The organism is Streptomyces sp. NPDC002536 (assembly GCF_053594995.1).
Window position 1 is genome coordinate 1 of the sequence record NZ_JBSFWU010000072.1, and the last position, 19,241, is coordinate 19,241.

General features: G+C 71.3%; 15 protein-coding genes. 10 read left to right on the top strand and 5 right to left on the bottom strand.

Annotated elements, in window-relative coordinates; all coding sequences use genetic code 11:
• Positions 1–170: 170 nt before the first annotated feature.
• From ACWD4B_RS23990 to ACWD4B_RS24000, 3 genes are all read right to left on the bottom strand, one after another.
• Positions 171–2,585 carry an MFS transporter gene (locus tag ACWD4B_RS23990; RefSeq protein WP_451422672.1) on the bottom strand — a complete coding sequence of 805 codons (2,415 nt, stop codon included), beginning with the start codon at positions 2,583–2,585 and terminating at the stop codon, positions 171–173.
• 235 nt (positions 2,586–2,820) lie between these two features.
• The gene (locus tag ACWD4B_RS23995; RefSeq protein WP_336413954.1) at positions 2,821–3,279 is read right to left on the bottom strand and encodes an SRPBCC family protein; all 459 of its coding nucleotides are present in this window, start codon (positions 3,277–3,279) and stop codon (positions 2,821–2,823) included.
• A 328-nt stretch (positions 3,280–3,607) separates the two neighbouring features.
• On the bottom strand, positions 3,608–4,216 hold the full coding sequence (locus ACWD4B_RS24000; protein ID WP_390778093.1) for a HEAT repeat domain-containing protein: 609 nt from the start codon (positions 4,214–4,216) through the stop codon (positions 3,608–3,610).
• A 355-nt stretch (positions 4,217–4,571) separates the two neighbouring features.
• On the opposite strand from ACWD4B_RS24000, the gene ACWD4B_RS24005 reads away from it, so the two are divergent.
• The 9 genes from ACWD4B_RS24005 (at position 4,572) to pssA (ending at position 15,457) form a co-directional block, all read left to right on the top strand.
• On the top strand, positions 4,572–6,383 hold the full coding sequence (locus ACWD4B_RS24005; RefSeq protein ID WP_451422673.1) for a 3-hydroxyacyl-CoA dehydrogenase family protein: 1,812 nt from the start codon (positions 4,572–4,574) through the stop codon (positions 6,381–6,383).
• A gap of 85 nt (positions 6,384–6,468) precedes the next feature.
• Positions 6,469–7,320 carry a TetR family transcriptional regulator gene (locus ACWD4B_RS24010; RefSeq protein ID WP_451422674.1) on the top strand — a complete coding sequence of 284 codons (852 nt, stop codon included), beginning with the start codon at positions 6,469–6,471 and terminating at the stop codon, positions 7,318–7,320.
• 401 nt (positions 7,321–7,721) lie between these two features.
• Positions 7,722–9,059, top strand: a complete 1,338-nt coding sequence (ccrA, locus tag ACWD4B_RS24015; RefSeq protein ID WP_451422675.1) for a crotonyl-CoA carboxylase/reductase — start codon at positions 7,722–7,724, stop codon at positions 9,057–9,059.
• Between the two features lie 10 nt (positions 9,060–9,069).
• On the top strand, positions 9,070–11,082 hold the full coding sequence (locus ACWD4B_RS24020) for a protein meaA (protein WP_451422676.1): 2,013 nt from the start codon (positions 9,070–9,072) through the stop codon (positions 11,080–11,082).
• On the top strand, positions 11,079–12,059 hold the full coding sequence (locus ACWD4B_RS24025; RefSeq protein ID WP_451422677.1) for an HpcH/HpaI aldolase/citrate lyase family protein: 981 nt from the start codon (positions 11,079–11,081) through the stop codon (positions 12,057–12,059). Before ACWD4B_RS24020 ends, ACWD4B_RS24025 begins: the two co-directional genes overlap by 4 nt.
• A 5-nt stretch (positions 12,060–12,064) precedes the next feature.
• The gene (locus ACWD4B_RS24030; protein ID WP_451422678.1) at positions 12,065–12,577 is read left to right on the top strand and encodes a MaoC family dehydratase; all 513 of its coding nucleotides are present in this window, start codon (positions 12,065–12,067) and stop codon (positions 12,575–12,577) included.
• A gap of 1 nt (position 12,578) precedes the next feature.
• Positions 12,579–13,784, top strand: a complete 1,206-nt coding sequence (locus tag ACWD4B_RS24035) for an acyl-CoA dehydrogenase family protein (protein ID WP_451422679.1) — start codon at positions 12,579–12,581, stop codon at positions 13,782–13,784.
• 169 nt (positions 13,785–13,953) lie between these two features.
• On the top strand, positions 13,954–14,610 hold the full coding sequence (locus ACWD4B_RS24040; RefSeq protein WP_336413945.1) for a phosphatidylserine decarboxylase: 657 nt from the start codon (positions 13,954–13,956) through the stop codon (positions 14,608–14,610).
• Entirely contained in the window at positions 14,597–15,457 is an 861-nt protein-coding gene (gene pssA / locus ACWD4B_RS24045; RefSeq protein ID WP_336413944.1) for a CDP-diacylglycerol--serine O-phosphatidyltransferase, read from the top strand. The genes ACWD4B_RS24040 and pssA overlap by 14 nt, the downstream gene beginning before the upstream one ends.
• A 161-nt stretch (positions 15,458–15,618) precedes the next feature.
• On the opposite strand, the gene ACWD4B_RS24050 is transcribed toward pssA, so the two are convergent.
• The gene (locus ACWD4B_RS24050) at positions 15,619–16,722 is read right to left on the bottom strand and encodes a glycerate kinase (protein ID WP_451422680.1); all 1,104 of its coding nucleotides are present in this window, start codon (positions 16,720–16,722) and stop codon (positions 15,619–15,621) included.
• 169 nt (positions 16,723–16,891) lie between these two features.
• Between ACWD4B_RS24050 and ACWD4B_RS24055 the strand changes: the two genes are divergently transcribed.
• Positions 16,892–18,571 carry a BCCT family transporter gene (locus ACWD4B_RS24055; RefSeq protein WP_451422681.1) on the top strand — a complete coding sequence of 560 codons (1,680 nt, stop codon included), beginning with the start codon at positions 16,892–16,894 and terminating at the stop codon, positions 18,569–18,571.
• A 30-nt stretch (positions 18,572–18,601) separates the two neighbouring features.
• On the opposite strand, the gene ACWD4B_RS24060 is transcribed toward ACWD4B_RS24055, so the two are convergent.
• Positions 18,602–19,177, bottom strand: a complete 576-nt coding sequence (locus ACWD4B_RS24060) for a hypothetical protein (RefSeq protein WP_451422682.1) — start codon at positions 19,175–19,177, stop codon at positions 18,602–18,604.
• Positions 19,178–19,241 lie beyond the last annotated feature (64 nt).

Genomic DNA, 19,241 nt, shown 5'->3' on the forward strand with positions numbered 1-19,241 from the left:
CGCGCCCGCAGTCGAGGTTCTCGGGGCTTCGCCCCGGACCCCTGGGGTGGTGCGTTGACTGCGAGCCGGTGGGGGCTTGTCGCGCAGTTCCCCGCGCCCCTTACGGGGCGCCTGGTCGCGCCCACGCGGCGGAGCCGCAAATCGAAACAGCCCCGCGCCCCTTACGGGGCTCAGTCCGCGTGACCCAGCATCAAATCCCGCTCCGTCCGCCCGCCCCCGGCAACCTGGAGCACCGTGGCCACCGGCGGGTACCCGGCCGCGATGACCGTGTACTCGCCCGCCGACAGGTCCACGAAGCGGAACGTGCCGTCCGGGCCCGTCACCGTCGAGTCGACCACGTTGCCCGCCGCGTCCAGCAGCGTCACCCGCGCGTCCTCCACCAGGCGGCCGCCGCCCGCGCGGACGGTGCCGCGCAGGACCGCGCCGCCCGCCAGCTCGATGTCCTGGCGGGTCTCGCGCGCGGACTGGACGGTCACCGGGAGCGCGGCCGGGCGGAACGCCGGAGCGCTCGACGCCAGCGTGTACTCGCCGGCGATCAACTCCCCGATGACATAGCCCCCTTCGGGCCCGGTCCGCGTCGAGGCGACGACCTCGCCGTGCACGTTCGTCAGCGTGACGAGCGCCTCCCGCACCGGCGAGCCGTCGGCGGTGCGCACCGTCCCGGCCAGGCGGCCGGCGCCGCCGAGGACCACGTCCAGTTCGACGGGGCGTTCGCCGACCGTCACGGTCACGGCCTGCGGCTGGTGTCCGCCGGCCGCGGCGATGAGGACGTACGAGCCGGTGCCGGGGGTGCTCAGGGCGTACCGCCCGTCGTCGCCGCTCGCGCCGCGGCCGATCTGGCGTCCGTGGACGTCGATGAGGGTGATCGCGGCGCGTGGCACGGTACTGCCGTCGAGGTGCTGGACGGCGCCCGTCACCGGGATGCCCGCGACGAGCGGGGGCGGCGCCGGGGCCGGGGTGACCGGGTCGATGAAGGATGCGGTGCGCGCGGACGGGATGGCGGCCTCGGGGGCGTTGGGGTGGGACACCAGTGGTTTCTCTTTCAGCAGGAAGGCGAGCACGAAGCCCACGATGAGCACCGGTACGAGGTAGAGGAAGATCCGCGGCATGGCCTCGGCGTAGGCCCGGACGTAGCCGTCGCGCAGGGGTGCGGGCAGGGCGTGCACCAGCTGCGGGGTGATGGAGTCCGGGGCCGGGAGGTCTGCACGGTGCGGGAGTTCGGTGACGAGCCGGGCGGAGAGGCGGTGGGCGAAGAGCGTGCCGAAGACGGCTGCGCCGAGCGAACCCCCGATCTGCCGGAAGTAGTTGTTGGCGCTGGTGGCCGTGCCGAGGTCCTGCGGGTGCACGGAGTTCTGCACCGCGAGGACGAGGACGGGCAGGGACAGGCCGATGCCGACGCCGAGGATGGCCATCCAGAGGCTGTAGACGATCCGACCGGTGCTCGTGTCGAGGTGGGACAGCAGGTACATGCCCTCGGAGGAGAGGGCGAGGCCGAGGATGGGCAGCAGCTTGTAGTGACCGGTGCGGCTGATGAGGTGGCCGGCGAGGAGCGAGGCGACGACGATGCCGCCCATCATGGGCAGCATCAGCAGGCCCGATGCGGTCGCGCCGACGCCGTCGACCATCTGCAGGAAGCTGGGCAGATAGCTGGCGGCGCCGAACATCGCGACGCCGACGACGGCCCCGACGAGCGCGGTGACGGTGAACACCGGGTCGCGGAACAGGTGCGGCGGCATGATCGGCTCCGCCGCGAACTGCTCGACCACGGCGAACAGCAGCGTCGTGCCCAGCGCCCCCGCGCCGAGTCCGAGGATCATGCGGGAGGTCCAGGCGTACTCGGTGCCGCCCCACGTGGTCAGCAGCACCAGGCAGACGGAGGCCGTCGTCAGCAGCAGGGCGCCGAGGACGTCGAAGCGGGCCCGGCGCGGCGGCCGGGGCAGCTTGAGGGCGGCGCCGACCACGGCGAGCGTGACGAGCCCGAAGGGGACGTTGACGTAGAAGCACCAGCGCCAGGAGGCGTGGTCGGTGAAGAAGCCGCCGAGCAACGGGCCCGCGACGGAGGCCAGTCCGTACGCGGCGCTGATCATGCCCATGTAGCGGCCGCGCTCGCGGGCCGGGACGATGTCGGCGATGATGGCCTGCACACCGATCAGCAGCCCGCCGGCACCGACGCCCTGCAACGCCCGGAAGGCGATGAGCTGTTCCATCGTGCGGGACCAGCCGGCCAGGCCGGAGCCCGCGACGAAGACGACGATGGCGAAGACGAAGACGGTCTTGCGCCCGGAGATGTCGCCGAACTTGCCGTAGAGCGGCAGGACGACCGTGGAGGTGAGGAGGTAGGCCGTGACGGCCCAGGACATCCTGCCGAGACCGTGCAGTTCGCCGACGATCTTGGGCAGGGCGGTGGCGACGATGGTCTGGTCGAGGGCGGCGAGGAGAAGCGTGAGCATCAGCCCGGCGAAGACCACACGGACTCTCGCGGGACCCGGCGGGGGCTCCCCGTCGACGGGTACGGTTGCGGCCGGGGGCGGGGGGAGTGTGCGCTCGCCCTTCACCACGGTGGTCTCGACGATGGACCCGCCCACGTAACTTCTCCCCTTCGTCGCGCCTGCGTTGCCGCCTTTTTCTCGCATTCAGCTGCAAGGGCGGGCAAGCGCGACGATTCGCCCCAGATTGCCGTACAGACGGACTTTCCGCCGGTCGGAGCGGGGTCGGGGGCGGTCGGAAGGGGGAAGCCCGGCCGGGAAAACCACTCGAACCGGTGAGCCCGGAACGGCCAGTTCCGGTCCGGGCCCGGGTGCCGGGGGGTGCGGCAGGCGCTCAGCCGGCGCTCTGCCCGCCCTCGGTCTCGGCCGCGAGGCGGGCGAGCACGGCGTCGTAGATGCGGCAGAGGCCCTTCGGCGCGAAGGTCCGCTCGAAGAAGCCGCCGATGCCGCCGGCCCCGTTCCAGACGGTGTGGACCACGGCCTTGGCGCGGCCCTCGCCGGCCGGGGTGACCGTCCAGGTCGTCACCATCGAGGAGTTGCGGTCCTTCTCCACCAGACGGCCGGTGGACGGCTCGGAGACCTCCAGCAGGCAGTCACGGACCCGCTTGCTGGTGGCCTGGAGCTTCCAGTGCACCAGGGTGCCCTCGCCGTCGCCGCCCTCGCGCACCTCGTACTCGCTGAAGTGCTCGGGGAGCAGCTTGGGGCGGACGCCGCTGTAGTCCGCCAGCGCGTCGAACACGTCCTCCGCGCTCGCCGCGATGATCCGCTCCGTGGTCGCCTCGACCTGGCCCATGGCATTGTCCTCCGGACGTTCCGTACTTGGTGTGGGCTCAGCCAACCACCCTTGCGGGTAGCCGCCCAAATCCGGGTGCGGGGCACCGGGGCGCCCCGTAAGGGGCGCGGGGAACTGCGCGAGCAACCACGACGCTCCCGCAGCCGATGTGCTCGGGGCTTCGCCCCGGACCCCTGGGATGGCGCGTCGGCTGCAGGCCGGTGGGGGCTGGTCGCGCAGTTCCCCGCGCCCCTTACGGGGCGCCCGGTGCGGGCGCGTCGTGGCTGGTCGCGCCCACGCGGCGGAGCCGCACATCGAAACAGCCCCGCGCCCCTTACGGGCGCTAGCCCTACCGCGGCGCCCGGCCCCCCAGGCGCGCCAGCGCGACCACCGCGGCGGGCCGCAACCGCTCATGCTCGCGCGCGGCCACCAAGGTGGCCTCCGCGCGCCGGTCGCCCAGCACCCCCAGCCCCTCCACGCACGCGCGAGCGACCGGCCAGCAGTGGTCGCGCGCCGCGAGCAGCCGCTCCAGCGTGGAGAGGAGCGCGGGCACCGACTCGGGGGCCCGCAGCTCGGTCAGCAGCCGCACCGGGTGCAGGGCGTACGCCGTGCGCAGCGGATTGGTGGCGAGGGCCGCCGCGGCCTTCGCGGTGCGCGGGTCGCGCAGCCGGGCCAGGACGCGCGCGGCCGTCGCGCAGCGCACCGGCTCGCGGTAGTTGAGGAGGAGGACCAGCGTCTCGAAGGCCCGGCGGTCGCCCTGGGAGCCGAGGGCGAAGGCGGCGATCTCCCGTGCCCACAGCGGCCGTTCGGGGGCGACGAGGACGTGCGCCAGCTCGTCGCGCGCCGCGCGGCCGTCGGTGCGGACGAGCGCGAGGAGCTGTTCGTACGCCGAGAACTCGGCAGGGGAGACCAGTTCGGCCCGTACCCGCTTCAGCAGCGCGCGGAATTCCTCTTCCATTTCCCGCTCTCCTCCCCGAGTGGCCTGGACCACATCGTAAGTCGCGCGCACAGCCCCTGGTGCTCTTGGTTACCCGTGAGTTAATCTCCCGGCAAGAGCGGGCTACTCCCCCAGCTACCGCTGGGAGGTGCCCCCACCGCTCGGGCGGCCTGGTGACGCAGCCGCCCCTGCATTGACGTCGGTTCGGCAGTACGGCAGGCCCCGGGACAGGGCCCGCCGCCAGCAACTCCCGTTCCGCGGACCCCCTTTACCCGTTACCCGTCCGCGGTTTTCCTCAGTCGCCGCGCCCCGTGCGGGGCCCGCCGGCCGCCGTCTCCCCCGTGTCCGCAGACGGGGGCTTCCCTTGGAGTCCGTGATGGACCGACCGTCCCGTCCCGATCCGTCCCCCCTCCCCCCGTTCCCGACCGTCGCCGTGGTCGGCCTCGGCACCATGGGCACCGGCATCGCCGAGGTGCTCACCTGCGCCGGCCGGACCGTCGTGGGCATCGACGTCAGCGAGGCGGCCGCCGCCCGGGCCGCCGCCGCGCTCCAGGCCGCGACCGCCCGTGCGGTGGAGCGCGGGCGGATCACCGAGGACGAGCGCCGGGCCGCCCTGGCCCGCTTCCGCACCTCCTGCGAGCTGCGGGACGCCGCCGGCGCGGATCTGGTGATCGAGGTCGTGCCCGAGAACTACGCCCTCAAACACGAGGTGTTCACCGCCCTCGACGCCGTGGTGCGCCCGGACACCATCCTGGCCACCGGCACCAACGCGCTGTCGGTGACCCGGCTGGCCGCCGACTCCGCCCGCCCCGAACGCGTCCTGGGCCTGCACTTCTTCAACCCCGCGCCGGCCATGAAGCTGGTCGAGGTCGTCTCCTCGGTGCTCACCGCGCCCGGCGCCGTCGCCGCCGTCACCGCGCTCGCCCGCGAGCTGGGCAAGGAGCCGGTCGCGATCGGCGACCGCCCCGGATTCGTCGCCGACGGGCTGCTGTTCGGCTACCTCAACCAGGCGGCCGCGATGTACGAGGCGCGCTATGCCGGCCGCGAGGACATCGACGCGGCGATGCGGCTGGGCTGCGGACTGCCCATGGGACCGCTCGCCCTGCTGGACCTGATCGGCATCGACACCGCCCGCACGGTCCTGGAGGCCATGTACGCCGCCTCGCACGACCGGCTGCACGCGCCCGCCCCGATCCTGGGCCAGTTGTCGGAGGCGGGGCTGACCGGCCGCAAGGCGGGCCGCGGCTTCTACACCTACGAGGCCCCCGGCTCCGCCGTGGTCGTCGCGGATGCGGAGAGCCCCGGCGGGACGCAGGGCGCGGCGGGCGGACGCGGCGTGCGGAGCGTCGGCGTCGCGGGGTCGGGGACGATGGCGAGCGGGATCGCCGAGGTGTTCGCCAAGAAGGGCTACGAGGTGGTGCTCGTGGCACGCACCCCGGAGAAGGCGGAGGCGGCCAAGGCGCGCATCGCCAAGTCCCTGGCCCGCTCGGTGGAGAAGGGCCGGATCACCGCGGAGCAGCGGACGGCGGCGCTGGCGGCGGTCGCCACGGCGGGCTCGCTCGACGCGCTCGCGGACGTCGACCTGGCGGTCGAGGCGGTGGCGGAGGACCTGCAGGTCAAGCAGCAGCTGTTCGCGGCGCTCGACAAGATCTGCAAGCCGGGGGCGGTGCTGGCCACGACCACGTCCTCGCTGCCCGTGGTGGCCTGCGCCCGCGCGACCTCGCGCCCGCAGGACGTGATCGGCATGCACTTCTTCAACCCCGCGCCCGCGATGAAGCTGGTCGAGGTGGTGCGGACGGTGCTCACGTCCGACGAGGTGCACGCCACCGTGCGCGACGTGTGCGCCGGGGTCGGCAAGCACGCGGTGGACTGCGGGGACCGCGCCGGGTTCATCGTCAACGCGCTGCTGTTCCCGTACCTCAACAACGCGGTGAAGATGGTGCAGGAGAACTACGCGTCGCTGGACCAGATCGACGCGGCGATGAAGCTCGGCGGCGGATACCCGATGGGGCCGTTCGAACTCCTCGACGTGGTGGGGCTGGACGTCTCGCTGGCCATCGAGAAGGTCCTGCACCGCGAGTTCCGCGACCCCGGGCTCGCGCCCGCGTCGCTGCTGGAACACCTGGTGGCGGCGGGGCGCCTGGGGCGCAAGACCGGCCGCGGCTTCCGCGAGTATGCGAAGGCCTGACCCGGACGCCGGCTGGGGCGGGCTGCTGGAGCCCACGGGCGGTCCGCCCCGGCACGCCCACTCGGACGCGTGTTACGTTCCCCACATGTCCCAGCCCGCCAAGTCCGCCCACGGCACCCGCGCCTCCCGGAGCGCCGCCGTATCCGAACCCGCCGCGCCCGCGAGTGCCCGGGCGCCGCGCAGCGCGAGCTCCCTGGGCGCCGGCTCCCGCCGTGCCGCAGCCCAGCGGCTCACCATGCGCCGCCGACTCGCAACGGCCGCCATGGAGTTGTTCGCGACCAAGGGCTACGAGGCGACGACGGTCGACGAGATCGCGGCCGCGGCCGGGGTCGCCCGCCGCACCTTCTTCCGCCACTTCCGCTCCAAGGAAGAGGCCATCTTCCCCGACCACGACGACACCCTCGTGCGGGCCGCCGACGTGCTGGAGGCCGCTCCCCCGCACGAGAACCCGCTGGACACCGTCTGCCGGGGGATCAAGGAGGTCATGCGGATGTACGCGGCCTCCCCGGCCGTCTCCGTCGAGCGCTACCGGCTGACGCGCGAGGTACCGGCGCTGCGCGAGCGCGAGATCGCCTCGGTGGCCCGCTACGAGCGGCTGTTCACCCGCTATCTGCTGGGCCACTTCGACGAGAGCGCCCACCACACGGGCGACGACCCGCTGCTCGCCGAGGTCGCCGCCTCGGCGGTGGTCACCGCGCACAACCACGTGCTGCGGCGCTGGCTGCGCGGCGGCGGGGAGGGCGATCTGGAGGCGCAGCTCGACCACGCGTTCGCGATCGTGCGGGAGACGTTCGGTACCGGGATCGGGGCGGGGCGGGACTCGACGCCTGCCGCGTCGGTGCGGGCCGAGGGGCAGGTGCTGGTGACTGTGGCGCGTACCGATGCGCCGCTCGGTGAGGTCATGCGCACGATCGAGAGGGCGCTCAAGGAGGTTTGAGCGACTGCAGGCCGGCTGTGGCTGGTCGCGCAGTTCCCCGCGCCCCTTACGGGGCGCGATACCACCCATATCGACACAAGGGCCGCCCCAATGGGGCGGCCCTTGTTGCTCATTCGCGCCCTCCAGATGACATCTGAGAGAAATTCTTGGCACCGAGTGTCTTGTCGAGTGGCACCCGGTGCCATACCTTGGCGGTGTCCGGGCGGCCGGCACGCAGACACCAACGTCGTGTGCCGGCTGTCCCCACAAGCACCTTGTGCGCCCGGACGCCTGCGTCACAGGCATCAGTTGCGCCACCAGCGCTCGCCGAGCACCACCCCGCCGAACCGACGGCACCGCCTCTGCACCACCCCCGACGTTCCCTCGAGCCGTTCGTAGACGTGCTTCGCCGGAGGCCCACCGTGAACCAGATACTCGACGCGATCCTCGCGTCAGACACGTCCAGCGAGGACTTCGCCTCGCTGCCCGTCCCCGAGTCGTACCGCGCGGTCACCGTGCACAAGGACGAAGCGGAGATGTTCGCCGGACTCCCCTCCCGGGAGAAGGATCCGCGCAAGTCGCTCCACGTCGAGGAGGTGCCGGTGCCCGAACTCGGGCCCGGCGAGGCGCTCGTGGCCGTCATGGCCAGCTCGGTGAACTACAACTCCGTGTGGACCTCGATCTTCGAGCCCGTCTCCACCTTCGCCTTCCTGGAGCGCTACGGAAAGCTCTCCCCGCTCGGCAAACGGCACGACCTGCCGTACCACGTCATCGGCTCCGACCTGGCGGGCGTGGTGCTGCGCACCGGCCCCGGCGTCAACGCCTGGAAGCCCGGCGACGAGGTGGTCGCCCACTGTCTCTCCGTCGAACTGGAGTCCGCCGACGGGCACAACGACACCATGCTCGACCCCGAGCAGCGCATCTGGGGCTTCGAGACCAACTTCGGCGGGCTCGCCGAGATCGCCCTGGTGAAGTCCAACCAGCTGATGCCCAAGCCGGCCCACCTCAGCTGGGAGGAGGCCGCCGCCCCCGGCCTGGTCAACTCCACCGCGTACCGGCAGCTGGTCTCCCGCAACGGCGCCGGGATGAAGCAGGGCGACAACGTGCTGATCTGGGGCGCGAGCGGCGGACTCGGCTCGTACGCAACGCAGTTCGCGCTCGCCGGCGGCGCCAACCCCATCTGTGTGGTCTCCAGCGAGCAGAAGGCGGAGATCTGCCGCCGGATGGGCGCCGAGGCGATCATCGACCGCAGCGCGGAGGGCTACCGGTTCTGGAAGGACGAGCACCACCAGGACCCGCGGGAGTGGAAGCGGTTCGGCAAGCGCATCCGCGAACTCACCGGCGGCGAGGACGTGGACATCGTCTTCGAGCACCCGGGCCGCGAGACCTTCGGCGCGTCCGTGTACGTCACGCGCAAGGGCGGCACGATCGTCACCTGCGCCTCGACCTCGGGCTACAACCACCAGTACGACAACCGCTACCTGTGGATGTCGCTGAAGCGCATCATCGGCTCCCACTTCGCCAACTACCGCGAGGCGTGGGAGGCCAACCGCCTGATCGCCAAGGGGAAGATCCACCCGACGCTGTCGAAGACCTACACCATGGCCGAGACCGGGCAGGCCGCCTACGACGTGCACCGCAACCTGCACCAGGGCAAGGTCGGCGTGCTGTGCCTGGCGCCCGAGGAGGGCATGGGTGTGCGCGACGCGGAGATGCGGGCGCAGCACCTCGACGCCATCAACCGCTTCCGGAACGTGTGAGACCAGCGATATGACTGAGCGTCAGAAGGATCGTCCGTGGCTGATGCGGACGTACGCCGGCCACTCCACCGCCGAGGCGTCCAACGAGCTCTACCGGCGCAATCTCGCCAAGGGCCAGACCGGCCTCTCGGTCGCGTTCGACCTCCCGACGCAGACCGGCTACGACCCCGACCACGTGCTCGCCCGCGGCGAGGTGGGCCGGGTCGGGGTCCCGGTCGCCCATCTCGGGGACATGCGGCGGCTGTTCCGGGACATCCCCCTGGAGCAGATGAACACCTCCATGACCATCAACGCCACCGCCATGTGGCTGCTGGCGATGTACCAGGTGGTCGCGGAGGAACAGGGCGCCGACATCACGCAGTTGCAGGGGACGACGCAGAACGACATCGTCAAGGAGTACCTCTCGCGCGGGACGCACGTCTTCCCGCCGGGACCGTCCCTGCGCCTGACGACGGACCTGATCACCTACACGGTGAACCGCATCCCGAAGTGGAACCCGATCAACATCTGCAGCTACCACCTGCAGGAGGCGGGGGCCACGCCGGTGCAGGAGATCGCGTACGCGATGTCCACGGCGATCGCCGTGCTGGACGCCGTGTTCGCCTCCGGCCAGGTTCCCGAGGAGCGCAGGGGCGAGGTCGTCGCCCGCATCTCGTTCTTCGTCAACGCAGGCGTCCGGTTCATCGAGGAGATGTGCAAGATGCGGGCGTTCGCCCGTATCTGGGACACGGTCACCCGTGAGCGCTACGGCATCGGGAACCCCAAGCAGCGCCGCTTCCGCTACGGCGTGCAGGTCAACTCCCTCGGCCTGACCGAGGCACAGCCGGAGAACAACGTCCAGCGCATCGTCCTGGAGATGCTGGCCGTCACCCTCTCCAAGGACGCCCGCGCCCGCGCCGTCCAACTGCCCGCCTGGAACGAGGCCTTGGGGCTGCCGCGCCCCTGGGACCAGCAGTGGTCGCTGCGCATCCAGCAGGTGCTGGCGCACGAGAGCGACCTGCTGGAGTACGACGACATCTTCGCCGGCTCGCACGTGATCGAGGCCAAGGTCGACGCCCTCGTCGAGCAGTGCACGGCCGAGATCGCGCGCATCCAGGAGATGGGCGGGGCGCTGGCGGCCGTGGAGTCCGGCTACCTGAAGTCCCAGCTGGTCTCCTCGCACGCCGAGCGGCGCGCCCGGATCGAGGCGGGCGAGGAGAAGATCATCGGCGTCAACTGCTTCGAGACGACCGAGCCCAACCCGCTCACCGCCGATCTCGACACCGCCATCATGACCGTCGACCCGGCGAACGAGGCCCGCGTCGTGGCCGCCCTGCACTCCTGGCGCGACGACCGCGACGAGGTGCGCGCCCAGGAGTCCCTGTCGGCCCTGAAGAAGACCGCGGCCGGGGACGGCAATCTGATGGCGGCCACCCTGGAGTGCGTCCGCGCGGGCGTGACGACCGGCGAGTGGTCCTGGGCCCTGCGGGACGTCTTCGGCGAGTACCGGGCGCCCACGGGCGTCGGCGGCGCCCCCGTGGCCGTGGCCGCCGAGGCCGGCACCCCGCTGGCCGCCGTCCGCGAGAAGGTCTCGCGCACGGCCGCCGACCTGGGCTGCGGCAAGCTGCGCCTGCTGGTCGGCAAGCCCGGCCTGGACGGCCACTCCAACGGGGCCGAGCAGATCGCCGTACGGGCCCGCGACGCCGGGTTCGAGGTGGTCTACCAGGGCATCCGGCTCACCCCGGAACAGATCGTCTCGGCGGCCGTCGCGGAGGACGTCCACTGCGTGGGCCTGTCGATCCTCTCCGGCTCGCACGCCGAGCTCGTCCCGGACGTCCTGGCCCGGCTGCGGCGCGCGGGGGCGGAGGACATGCCCGTGATCGTCGGTGGCATCATCCCGTCCGCCGATGCCACCGCCCTGCGGGCGGCCGGCGTCGCAGCGGTCTTCACCCCGAAGGACTTCGGGATCACGGAGATCATCGGCCGTATCGTCGACGAGATCCGTACAGCAAACCGGCTCGACCCTCTGGAGGTTTCCGCATGACCGCGTCTTCCACGCCTGCCCCCGTCAACCGGCTGCGCCCGCGCCGCTCCTGCCTCGCCGTCCCGGGCAGCAACCCGCGCTTCCTGGAGAAGGCCCAGGGCCTCCCCGCGGACATGGTCTTCCTCGACCTGGAGGACGCCTGCGCACCGCTGGCCAAGGAGGGCGCGCGGCACACCATCGTCGACGCGCTCAACACCGGCGACTGGTCGGGCAAGACGCGCGTGGTGCGGGTCAACGACTGGACCACGCAGTGGACGTACCGCGACGTCATCACGGTCGTCGAGGGCGCGGGCCCCAACCTCGACTGCATCATGCTGCCCAAGGTGCAGGACGCCCAGCAGGTCGTCGCCCTGGACCTGCTGCTGACGCAGATCGAGCGGACCATGGGCTTCGAGCAGGGCCGCATCGGCATCGAGGCGCAGATCGAGAACGCCAAGGGCCTGGTGAACGTCGACGACATCGCCGCCGCCTCACCGCGCCTGGAGACGATCGTCTTCGGCCCGGCGGATTTCATGGCCTCGATCAACATGAAGTCGCTCGTGGTCGGCGAACAGCCGCCCGGCTACCCGGCGGACGCCTACCACTACATCCTCATGCGGATCCTGATGGCGGCCCGTGCGCACGACCTGCAGGCGATCGACGGCCCGTACCTGCAGATCCGCAACGTCGAGGGCTACAAGGAGGTCGCCCGCCGCGCCGCCGCGCTGGGCTTCGACGGCAAGTGGGTGCTGCACCCGGGCCAGGTGGAGGCGGCCAACGAGGTCTTCTCGCCCTCGCAGGAGGACTACGACCACGCCGAGCTGATCCTGGACGCCTACGACTACTGCACCTCCGAGGCGGGCGGCAAGAAGGGCTCGGCGATGCTCGGCGACGAGATGATCGACGAGGCGAGCCGCAAGATGGCCCTGGTCGTCGCCGGCAAGGGCCGGGCGGCCGGCATGACCCGCACGTCCAAGTTCGAGATCCCGGAGGCGTGAGGGCGATGCAGTTCGGCCGTACCTACGAAGAGTTCACCGTCGGGGACGTCTACAAGCACTGGCCGGGAAAGACCGTCACCGAATACGACGACCACCTGTTCTGTCTGCTCACGATGAATCATCACCCGTTGCACATGGACAGCAACTATGCCGAGAAGACCACCGATTTCGGCAAGAATGTGGTGGTAGGCAATTACATCTACTCACTTCTGCTGGGCATGTCCGTGCCGGACGTCTCGGGCAAGGCGATCGCCAACCTCGAGGTGGAGTCGCTCAAGCACATCGCGCCGACCTTCCACGGCGACACGATCTACGGCGAGACGACCGTGCTGGACAAGACGCCGTCGAAGTCCAAGAGCGACCGCGGCATCGTGCACGTGGAGACCCGCGGCTACAAGCAGGACGGCACCGTCGTCTGCGTCTTCCGGCGCAAGGTGATGGTCCCCACCGCCGAGTACACCGACAAGCGCGGCGGGGAACAGCCCGGCCGCCCCGAGCCGATCGTCCGGGAGAAGTGACATGGGGCGCCTGGCGCAGACCGACGGCCTGACGGACGTCCAGCGGGAAATCCTCGCCACCGTCCGCGATTTCGTCGACAAGGAGATCCTCCCGGTCGCCACCGGCCTGGAGCACCGCGACGAGTACCCGACGCGGATCGTGGAGGGCCTCAAGGAACTCGGCCTGTTCGGGCTGATGATCCCGGAGGAGTACGGCGGCCTCGGTGAGTCCCTTCTCACATATGCGCTGTGCGTGGAGGAGCTCTCCCGCGGCTGGATGAGCGTGTCGGGCATCGTCAACACGCACTTCATCGTCGCCTACATGCTCAAGCAGCACGGCACGCAGGAGCAGAAGGACCACTTCCTGCCGCGCATGGCCACGGGCGAGGTGCGGGGCGCCTTCTCCATGTCGGAGCCGGGCCTGGGCTCCGATGTGTCGGCGATCACATCCAAGGGGGTGCGCGACGGCGACGAGTTCGTCCTGAACGGCCAGAAGATGTGGCTGACGAACGGCGGCTCGTCGACTCTCGTCGCGGTGCTGTGCCGGACCGACGAGGGCCATCCCGAGGGGACGGCTCCGCACAAGTCGATGACGACCTTCCTCATCGAGAAGGAGCCGGGATTCGGACAGGTCAAGCCGGGCCTGACCATCCCCGGCAAGATCGATAAAATGGGTTACAAGGGCGTCGACACCACCGAACTGATCATGGACGGCCTGCGGGTTCCGGCCGATCGCGTGCTCGGCGGGGTCACCGGACGTGGCTTCTACCACATGATGGACGGCGTCGAGGTGGGCCGCGTCAACGTCGCGGCGCGTGGCTGCGGCGTCGCACAGCGTGCCTTCGAACTGGGCGTCTCCTACGCACAGCAGCGTCAAACCTTCGGAAAGCCCATCGCGCAACACCAGGCCATCCAGTTCAAACTGGCCGAAATGGCTACAAAGGTCGAGGCGGCCCATGCCATGATGGTGAATGCGGCGCGGAAGAAGGACTCGGGTCAGCGCAACGACCTGGAGGCCGGAATGGCCAAATATCTGGCCTCCGAGTACTGCAAGGAGGTCGTCGAGGACTCCTTCCGCATCCACGGCGGCTACGGCTTCTCCAAGGAGTACGAGATCGAGCGCCTCTACCGCGAGGCGCCGATGCTGCTCATCGGTGAAGGTACCGCCGAGATCCAGAAAATGATCATTGGGCGCCGGCTACTCGAGGAGTACCGGATCCAGGGTTGAATGTCCGGTAAGAGGCGATATAGCAGAGAAGAAGATCACACCCCGTCATCGTTGTCCGGCCAGTGACTGGCCCTGGCGCTTGGCCAGTTGCCGCCCGCAACCGATAACATCCCCGGAAAGCCGCCGTCCCCCGATCATTACGCGGCACCCTCCGCTACGAAGGTCACCCATGCCCCACAGCTCTTCCTCTGCACATCGAGACAGCCTCGCCGGCGTACGCCTCGCGCGCGGAGCATCGCCGTGGCTCCTCCCGACCGTCGCCACGGCCGCGGTCAGCCTCACCCGGGCCCGCCGCTCCGGGCGCTGGGCGGCGCTGGCCGTGCCCGCCACCGCGCTCGCGGCGGGCATGCTGTGGTTCTTCCGCGACCCGGAACGCGAGATCACCCGGGGCCGGGTCATCTCGCCCGCCGACGGCGTGGTGCAGAGCATCATGCCGTGGAAGGACGGACGCACCCGCGTCGCCATCTTCATGAGCCCGCTGAACGTCCACGTCAACCGCGCGCCGCTGGCCGGCACGGTGACGTCCGTCGAGCACATCCCCGGCGGTTTCGTTCCGGCGTTCAACAAGGAGAGCGAGAACAACGAGCGCGTCGTCTGGCACTTCGACACCGAGCTCGGCGACATCGAGATGGTGCAGATCGCCGGCGCCGTAGCCCGTCGCATCGTGCCCTACGTCACCGCGGACACCAAGGTGGAGCAGGGCGACCGCATCGGCCTGATCCGCTTCGGCTCACGCGTCGACATCTACCTCCCCGAGGGCGTCGAGGTCGCGGTCGAGGTCGGTCAGGCCACCACGGCAGGAGTGACCCGCCTTGACCGTGATTGATCCCGACACACAGGCCGCCTGGGTCCCGGAGGCGGACCCCCTGGACCCCGACGGCACGGACGACATGCCGCTGTCGACCCGGCTGTCGATAGCGGACACCCTCACCCTGGGCAACGCGATCTGCGGGTTCATGGCGGTGTACTTCACCACCACCGGCGTCCTCATCCCGCACCTGACGGGCAACGAGGACGGCGGCATGTCCCGGCACAGCGCGGCGACCGCGGTGATGCTGATGCTGCTCGCGTCGGTCTTCGACCTCTTCGACGGGCTCGTGGCACGCAAGCTGCGCGCCTCGGCGATGGGCGCGGAGCTGGACAACCTCTCCGACCTGATCAGCTTCGGCCTGGCGCCCGCGTACTTCGTGGTCGTCTGGGGCATGGTCGCCGACGACGCGATGCAGCGCGTCTCGGCCGTGGCGGCGATCGTGGTGCTGCTGGCCGTGGTGCTGCGGCTCGCCCGCTTCTCGTGCGTGCCGATGCGGGACGGCATCTTCCGGGGCATGCCGAGCCCCTTCGGGGCGCTGACGGTGGTCTCCATCGTGCTGCTGGAGCTCCCCTTCGTGCCGACGCTGCTCGCCATCGTGGGTGTGGCGTGGCTGATGGTGAGCCGGGTCGAGTACCCCAAGCCGCGGGGCCGGCTTGCGGTGGCGATGCTCAGCTGGATCGTCCTCAGCATGGGCCTGCTGGCGGCCTGGGCCTTCGAGGCCCCGGGCGGCGAGCTGCTGATGCAGACGGGGTGCGCGCTGCAGGTCGTCCTGGGTGCGGTCATTCCGCTGTTCGCCACGGCACGCCGGGTGAACACGTTCCGCGACAACCGCCGCGAGGCGCGGGCAGCGCAGCTGCCGTAACGCGTGCCGCGCGCTTTGATGGGGCCCGAGCGACTCTGCTCGGGCCCCATCGCGTTTCCCCGGGCGCGAGGCCGGTCTGCTACCCGGAACACGACCGCAGCGGTCGACAGCACCGGAACGGTTCAGGGCAATCGGGCGGGTGGGCGGGAGAGGCTCTGAGGTCAGCTCAGGACGTCCCGCGCGAGGGACTCGGCCGCACGCTCCAGCAACGGGCCCGCGTGGGCCATGCACCGCTCAGGATCCGGCTCCAGATCCATCAGCGCGTACGCACGTGAGATCCCCGCCGCAGCCAGCGCCGCAGGCGCAACGGCGAGCCGCCCGCACACGGCGACCACATCCACCCCGCACGCACGGGCGGCCCTGGCAACCCCCACCGGCGCCTTGCCGTGGAGGGTCTGGCCGTCCAGCGACCCCTCCCCCGTGATCACCAGGCGGCAGCCGGCCACGGCCCGCTCGAAGCCCAGCACGTCGAGCATGACCTCGATCCCGGGACGGAACGTCGCGCCCAGCCCCACCAGCGCCCCGTACCCGACACCGCCCGCGGCCCCGGCGCCGGGCGCGTCGGCGAGGGCCGGGTCCAGCACCGTCGCAAAGTGCGCGAGAGCCGCGTCCAGCACGGCCACGTCCTCGGGCGAGGCCCCCTTCTGCGGCCCGTACACCACAGCTGCGCCCCGCGGCCCGGTCAGCGGATTGTCGACATCGCTCGCGAGCACGACCGCCGTCCCGCGCAGCCGCGGATCGAGGCCCGACAGATCGGCGCGGGCAAGACCGGCAAGCCCCGCGCCCCCGGGCCCGACGGGACGTCCCCCCGCGTCCAGGAACCGCGCACCGAGGGCCGTGAGCATCCCGGCGCCGCCGTCGGTGGTGGCGCTGCCGCCCACGCCGAGGACGACGGTCCGCGCCCCCGCGTCGAGCGCGGCCCGCACCAGCTCGCCCGTCCCGTGCGTCGTGGCCGTCAGCGGCGCCCCGGCCCCGTACCGCAGTCCGGACGCCTCGGCCATCTCCACCACGGCGGTGCCGTCCGCGCGCCGGAAGGCGTACGCCGCCCGGACCGGCCGGCCCGCCGGGCCGGTGACCGGCACCTCGCGCCGCTCGAAGCCGGCGGCGACGGCCGCGTCGACCGTCCCGTCGCCCCCGTCCGCGACGGGCAGCGGGACGATCTCGGTTCCCGGCACGGCCCTCCGCAGCCCGGCACCGACGTGCTCGGCGACCTCGACGGCCGTCAGCGAGCCCTTGAACTTGTCCGAGGCGATCAGCACACGCATCGCTCCGCCACCCTCCGTCCGTCGCGCCGCAGTGACCCTATCGGCGGGAACCGACGCCCCGTAAGGGGCGTCATGGTGCCGCGTGACGAAGACCCGCCGGACACCCCCGGGGGGCGCCGCGGCGTGCCAGGCCGGGCAATCGGCCGCTTCCCGGCCATAGTGGGGCGTCATGAGCACCGACGTACACGATCCCCAGGCGGGCCCCCCGGACCGGCCGCTGGTCGCCATCGGCGGTCTCGCCGTCCTGGCGGTGGTCGCCTGGGCGGCTCTCGGCAAGCACTCCTTCGACCGGGTGTCGGGGACGGCCCTGAGCTGGGTGCTGAACAACTTCGCCTGGCTGTTCGTGATCGCCGCCGACGTCTTCCTCGCGCTGTGCGTGGTCATCGCCTTCAGCCGGTTCGGCCGGATCCGGCTCGGGAAGGACGACGACCAGCCCGAGTTCGGCAACCTCGCCTGGATCGCGATGATGTTCAGCGCGGGGATGGGCATCGGCCTGATGTTCTACGGGGTCGGCGAGCCGCTGCAGCACTTCGTCTCCCCACCGCCGGGCAGCGGGGTGACCGCGGGCTCCCCCGCGGCGGCCCGGACGGCGCTGGAGTACTCGTTCTTCCACTGGACCCTGCACCCGTGGGCCATCTACGGGATGTCCGGCCTGGCCCTGGCCTACGCCGGGTTCCGCAAGGGCCGGAGCAACCGCCTGAGCGCGGCGTTCGCCCCGCTGCTCGGCGAGGAGCGGGCGGACGGCTGGCCGGGCCGGGTGATCGATCTGCTGGCCGTCTTCGCCACGGTCTTCGGCACGGCGACAAGCCTGGGCCTGGGGGCCCTCCAGGTGTCCAAGGGCCTCAACATCACCACGGGCGTCCAGGACTCCCGGTCGCTGGAGCTCGTCATCATCGCCGTCCTGTCGGCGGCCTTCGTGCTCTCCGCCTTCTCGGGCCTGCACAAGGGCGTGAAGTGGCTCAGCACGCTCAACATCGTGCTGGCCGCCTGCCTGATGCTGTTCGTCTTCGTGGTCGGCCCGACGGTCTTCGTCCTCAACACGATTCCGGCCGCGGCAGGCGGCTACCTCCACGACCTGCTGACGCTGGCCACGCGCACCGGCGCCTTCACGGACTCGAAGTGGCTCGGCGCGTGGACGGTCTTCTACTGGGCCTGGTGGCTGTCGTGGGCCCCGTTCGTCGGCACCTTCATCGCCCGTATCTCCCGCGGCCGGACGATCCGCGAGTTCCTGATCGGCGTGCTGCTGGTGCCCAGCGGCGCGACGGTGGTGTGGTTCTGCGTGATGGGCGGCAGCGCCCTGCGGCTGGACATGACCGGTGCGGCCGACATGGCGGGAACGGTCAAAGAGGGCGCGGAGGCCTCGCTGTTCGCGCTCCTGGACACGCTGCCGCTGTCGACGGTGGTGTCGTGGCTGGCGATGGTTCTGGTGATGACGTACTTCATCACGAGTGCGGACTCCGCATCCCTGGTGATGGGTTCGCTGTCCAGCCGGGGCGCGCTCCACCCGCGGACGTGGCTGGTGGTGACGTGGGGCGTGCTGATGGCCGCGGTGGCGGCGGTGCTCCTGGTGGCCGGCGGGCTGGGCTCGCTCCAGTCGGCGACGATCCTCGTGGCGTTGCCGTTCGTCCTGGTGATGCTGGCCCTGTGCTGGTCCCTGCTGAGCGAACTCCGCGAGGACCCGGGCGCGGGCCCGGCCCGGCACCACGCGCTGCACGGCCTGGGCGACGCGCTGCGCACGATGGTCGGCGAGGCCGTCACGGAGACGGGCCCGGTGCGGCACCCGCGGCTGCGGCGCGTGGCGAAGAGCGCGCGGGAGCGGGGGGACGACGCGGAGGGGGGCAAGGGCTAGCCCCCCCTCCGCCGGACGTCGCGCCCGCGCTCAGGCGAAGTCGACCGCCATGTGCGCGCTCATCGACTGCAGCCCGCCCGGGCTGCACTGGGCGCCCGAGACGACGGGCACCACCGTGTCCCCGTCGTTCTTCAACGTGCCGCCGGTGATGACGCAGTGGAAGGTGACGGTCCCGTTGGTGGGATCGGTGTTCACCGTGAACTGGATCGTGCTGGTGGAGTTGTCGGACCAGGTGATCGTGCCGGTGCCCTGCGCGGTGAACAGCACACCGCACGGGCCCTTGCCCGTACTGCTGGAGGTGGCCGTACCGCTCGCCGTGGCCGTGGCCGACTGCAGCCGTGCGTAGGTGCCGTTGGCCGACTTGCAACTGTCCATCGACGCCGCGACGTTGACGTTCACGCTTCCACCCGGCTTGAGTGCCGGGCTCATGGTCATCGTGAACTGCGCCGCGCAGTCCAGGTCCCCCTGGGCCGCCCGGGCCGGGACGGCGGCCGGCCCGGCGACGACTGCCGCCGCGAGCAGGGCGACGGAACCGGCCCACGTGGACAGCCGCCTGGCGTGTCCCTTGAGCCGACGGGTGATGTGCATGCGTATGCCGTGCATCATGCGCCTCCTTCGGGTTGGCGGTACGAGTGTGGGCGGAGGTACCGCTTCCGTCTCCCCGTAGGTT

What these genes read in the sequence shown, in the direction of transcription:
- ACWD4B_RS23995 (WP_336413954.1), bottom strand. Translation starts at nt 3,279, where the DNA reads ATGGGCCAGGTCGAGGCGACCACGGAGCGGATCATCGCGGCGAGCGCG.
- ACWD4B_RS24000 (WP_390778093.1), bottom strand. Translation starts at nt 4,216, where the DNA reads ATGGAAGAGGAATTCCGCGCGCTGCTGAAGCGGGTACGGGCCGAACTG.
- ACWD4B_RS24005 (WP_451422673.1), top strand. Translation starts at nt 4,572, where the DNA reads ATGGACCGACCGTCCCGTCCCGATCCGTCCCCCCTCCCCCCGTTCCCG.
- ACWD4B_RS24010 (WP_451422674.1), top strand. Translation starts at nt 6,469, where the DNA reads ATGTCCCAGCCCGCCAAGTCCGCCCACGGCACCCGCGCCTCCCGGAGC.
- ACWD4B_RS24020 (WP_451422676.1), top strand. Translation starts at nt 9,070, where the DNA reads ATGACTGAGCGTCAGAAGGATCGTCCGTGGCTGATGCGGACGTACGCC.
- ACWD4B_RS24025 (WP_451422677.1), top strand. Translation starts at nt 11,079, where the DNA reads ATGACCGCGTCTTCCACGCCTGCCCCCGTCAACCGGCTGCGCCCGCGC.
- ACWD4B_RS24030 (WP_451422678.1), top strand. Translation starts at nt 12,065, where the DNA reads ATGCAGTTCGGCCGTACCTACGAAGAGTTCACCGTCGGGGACGTCTAC.
- ACWD4B_RS24035 (WP_451422679.1), top strand. Translation starts at nt 12,579, where the DNA reads ATGGGGCGCCTGGCGCAGACCGACGGCCTGACGGACGTCCAGCGGGAA.
- ACWD4B_RS24040 (WP_336413945.1), top strand. Translation starts at nt 13,954, where the DNA reads ATGCCCCACAGCTCTTCCTCTGCACATCGAGACAGCCTCGCCGGCGTA.
- ACWD4B_RS24050 (WP_451422680.1), bottom strand. Translation starts at nt 16,722, where the DNA reads ATGCGTGTGCTGATCGCCTCGGACAAGTTCAAGGGCTCGCTGACGGCC.
- ACWD4B_RS24055 (WP_451422681.1), top strand. Translation starts at nt 16,892, where the DNA reads ATGAGCACCGACGTACACGATCCCCAGGCGGGCCCCCCGGACCGGCCG.
- ACWD4B_RS24060 (WP_451422682.1), bottom strand. Translation starts at nt 19,177, where the DNA reads ATGATGCACGGCATACGCATGCACATCACCCGTCGGCTCAAGGGACAC.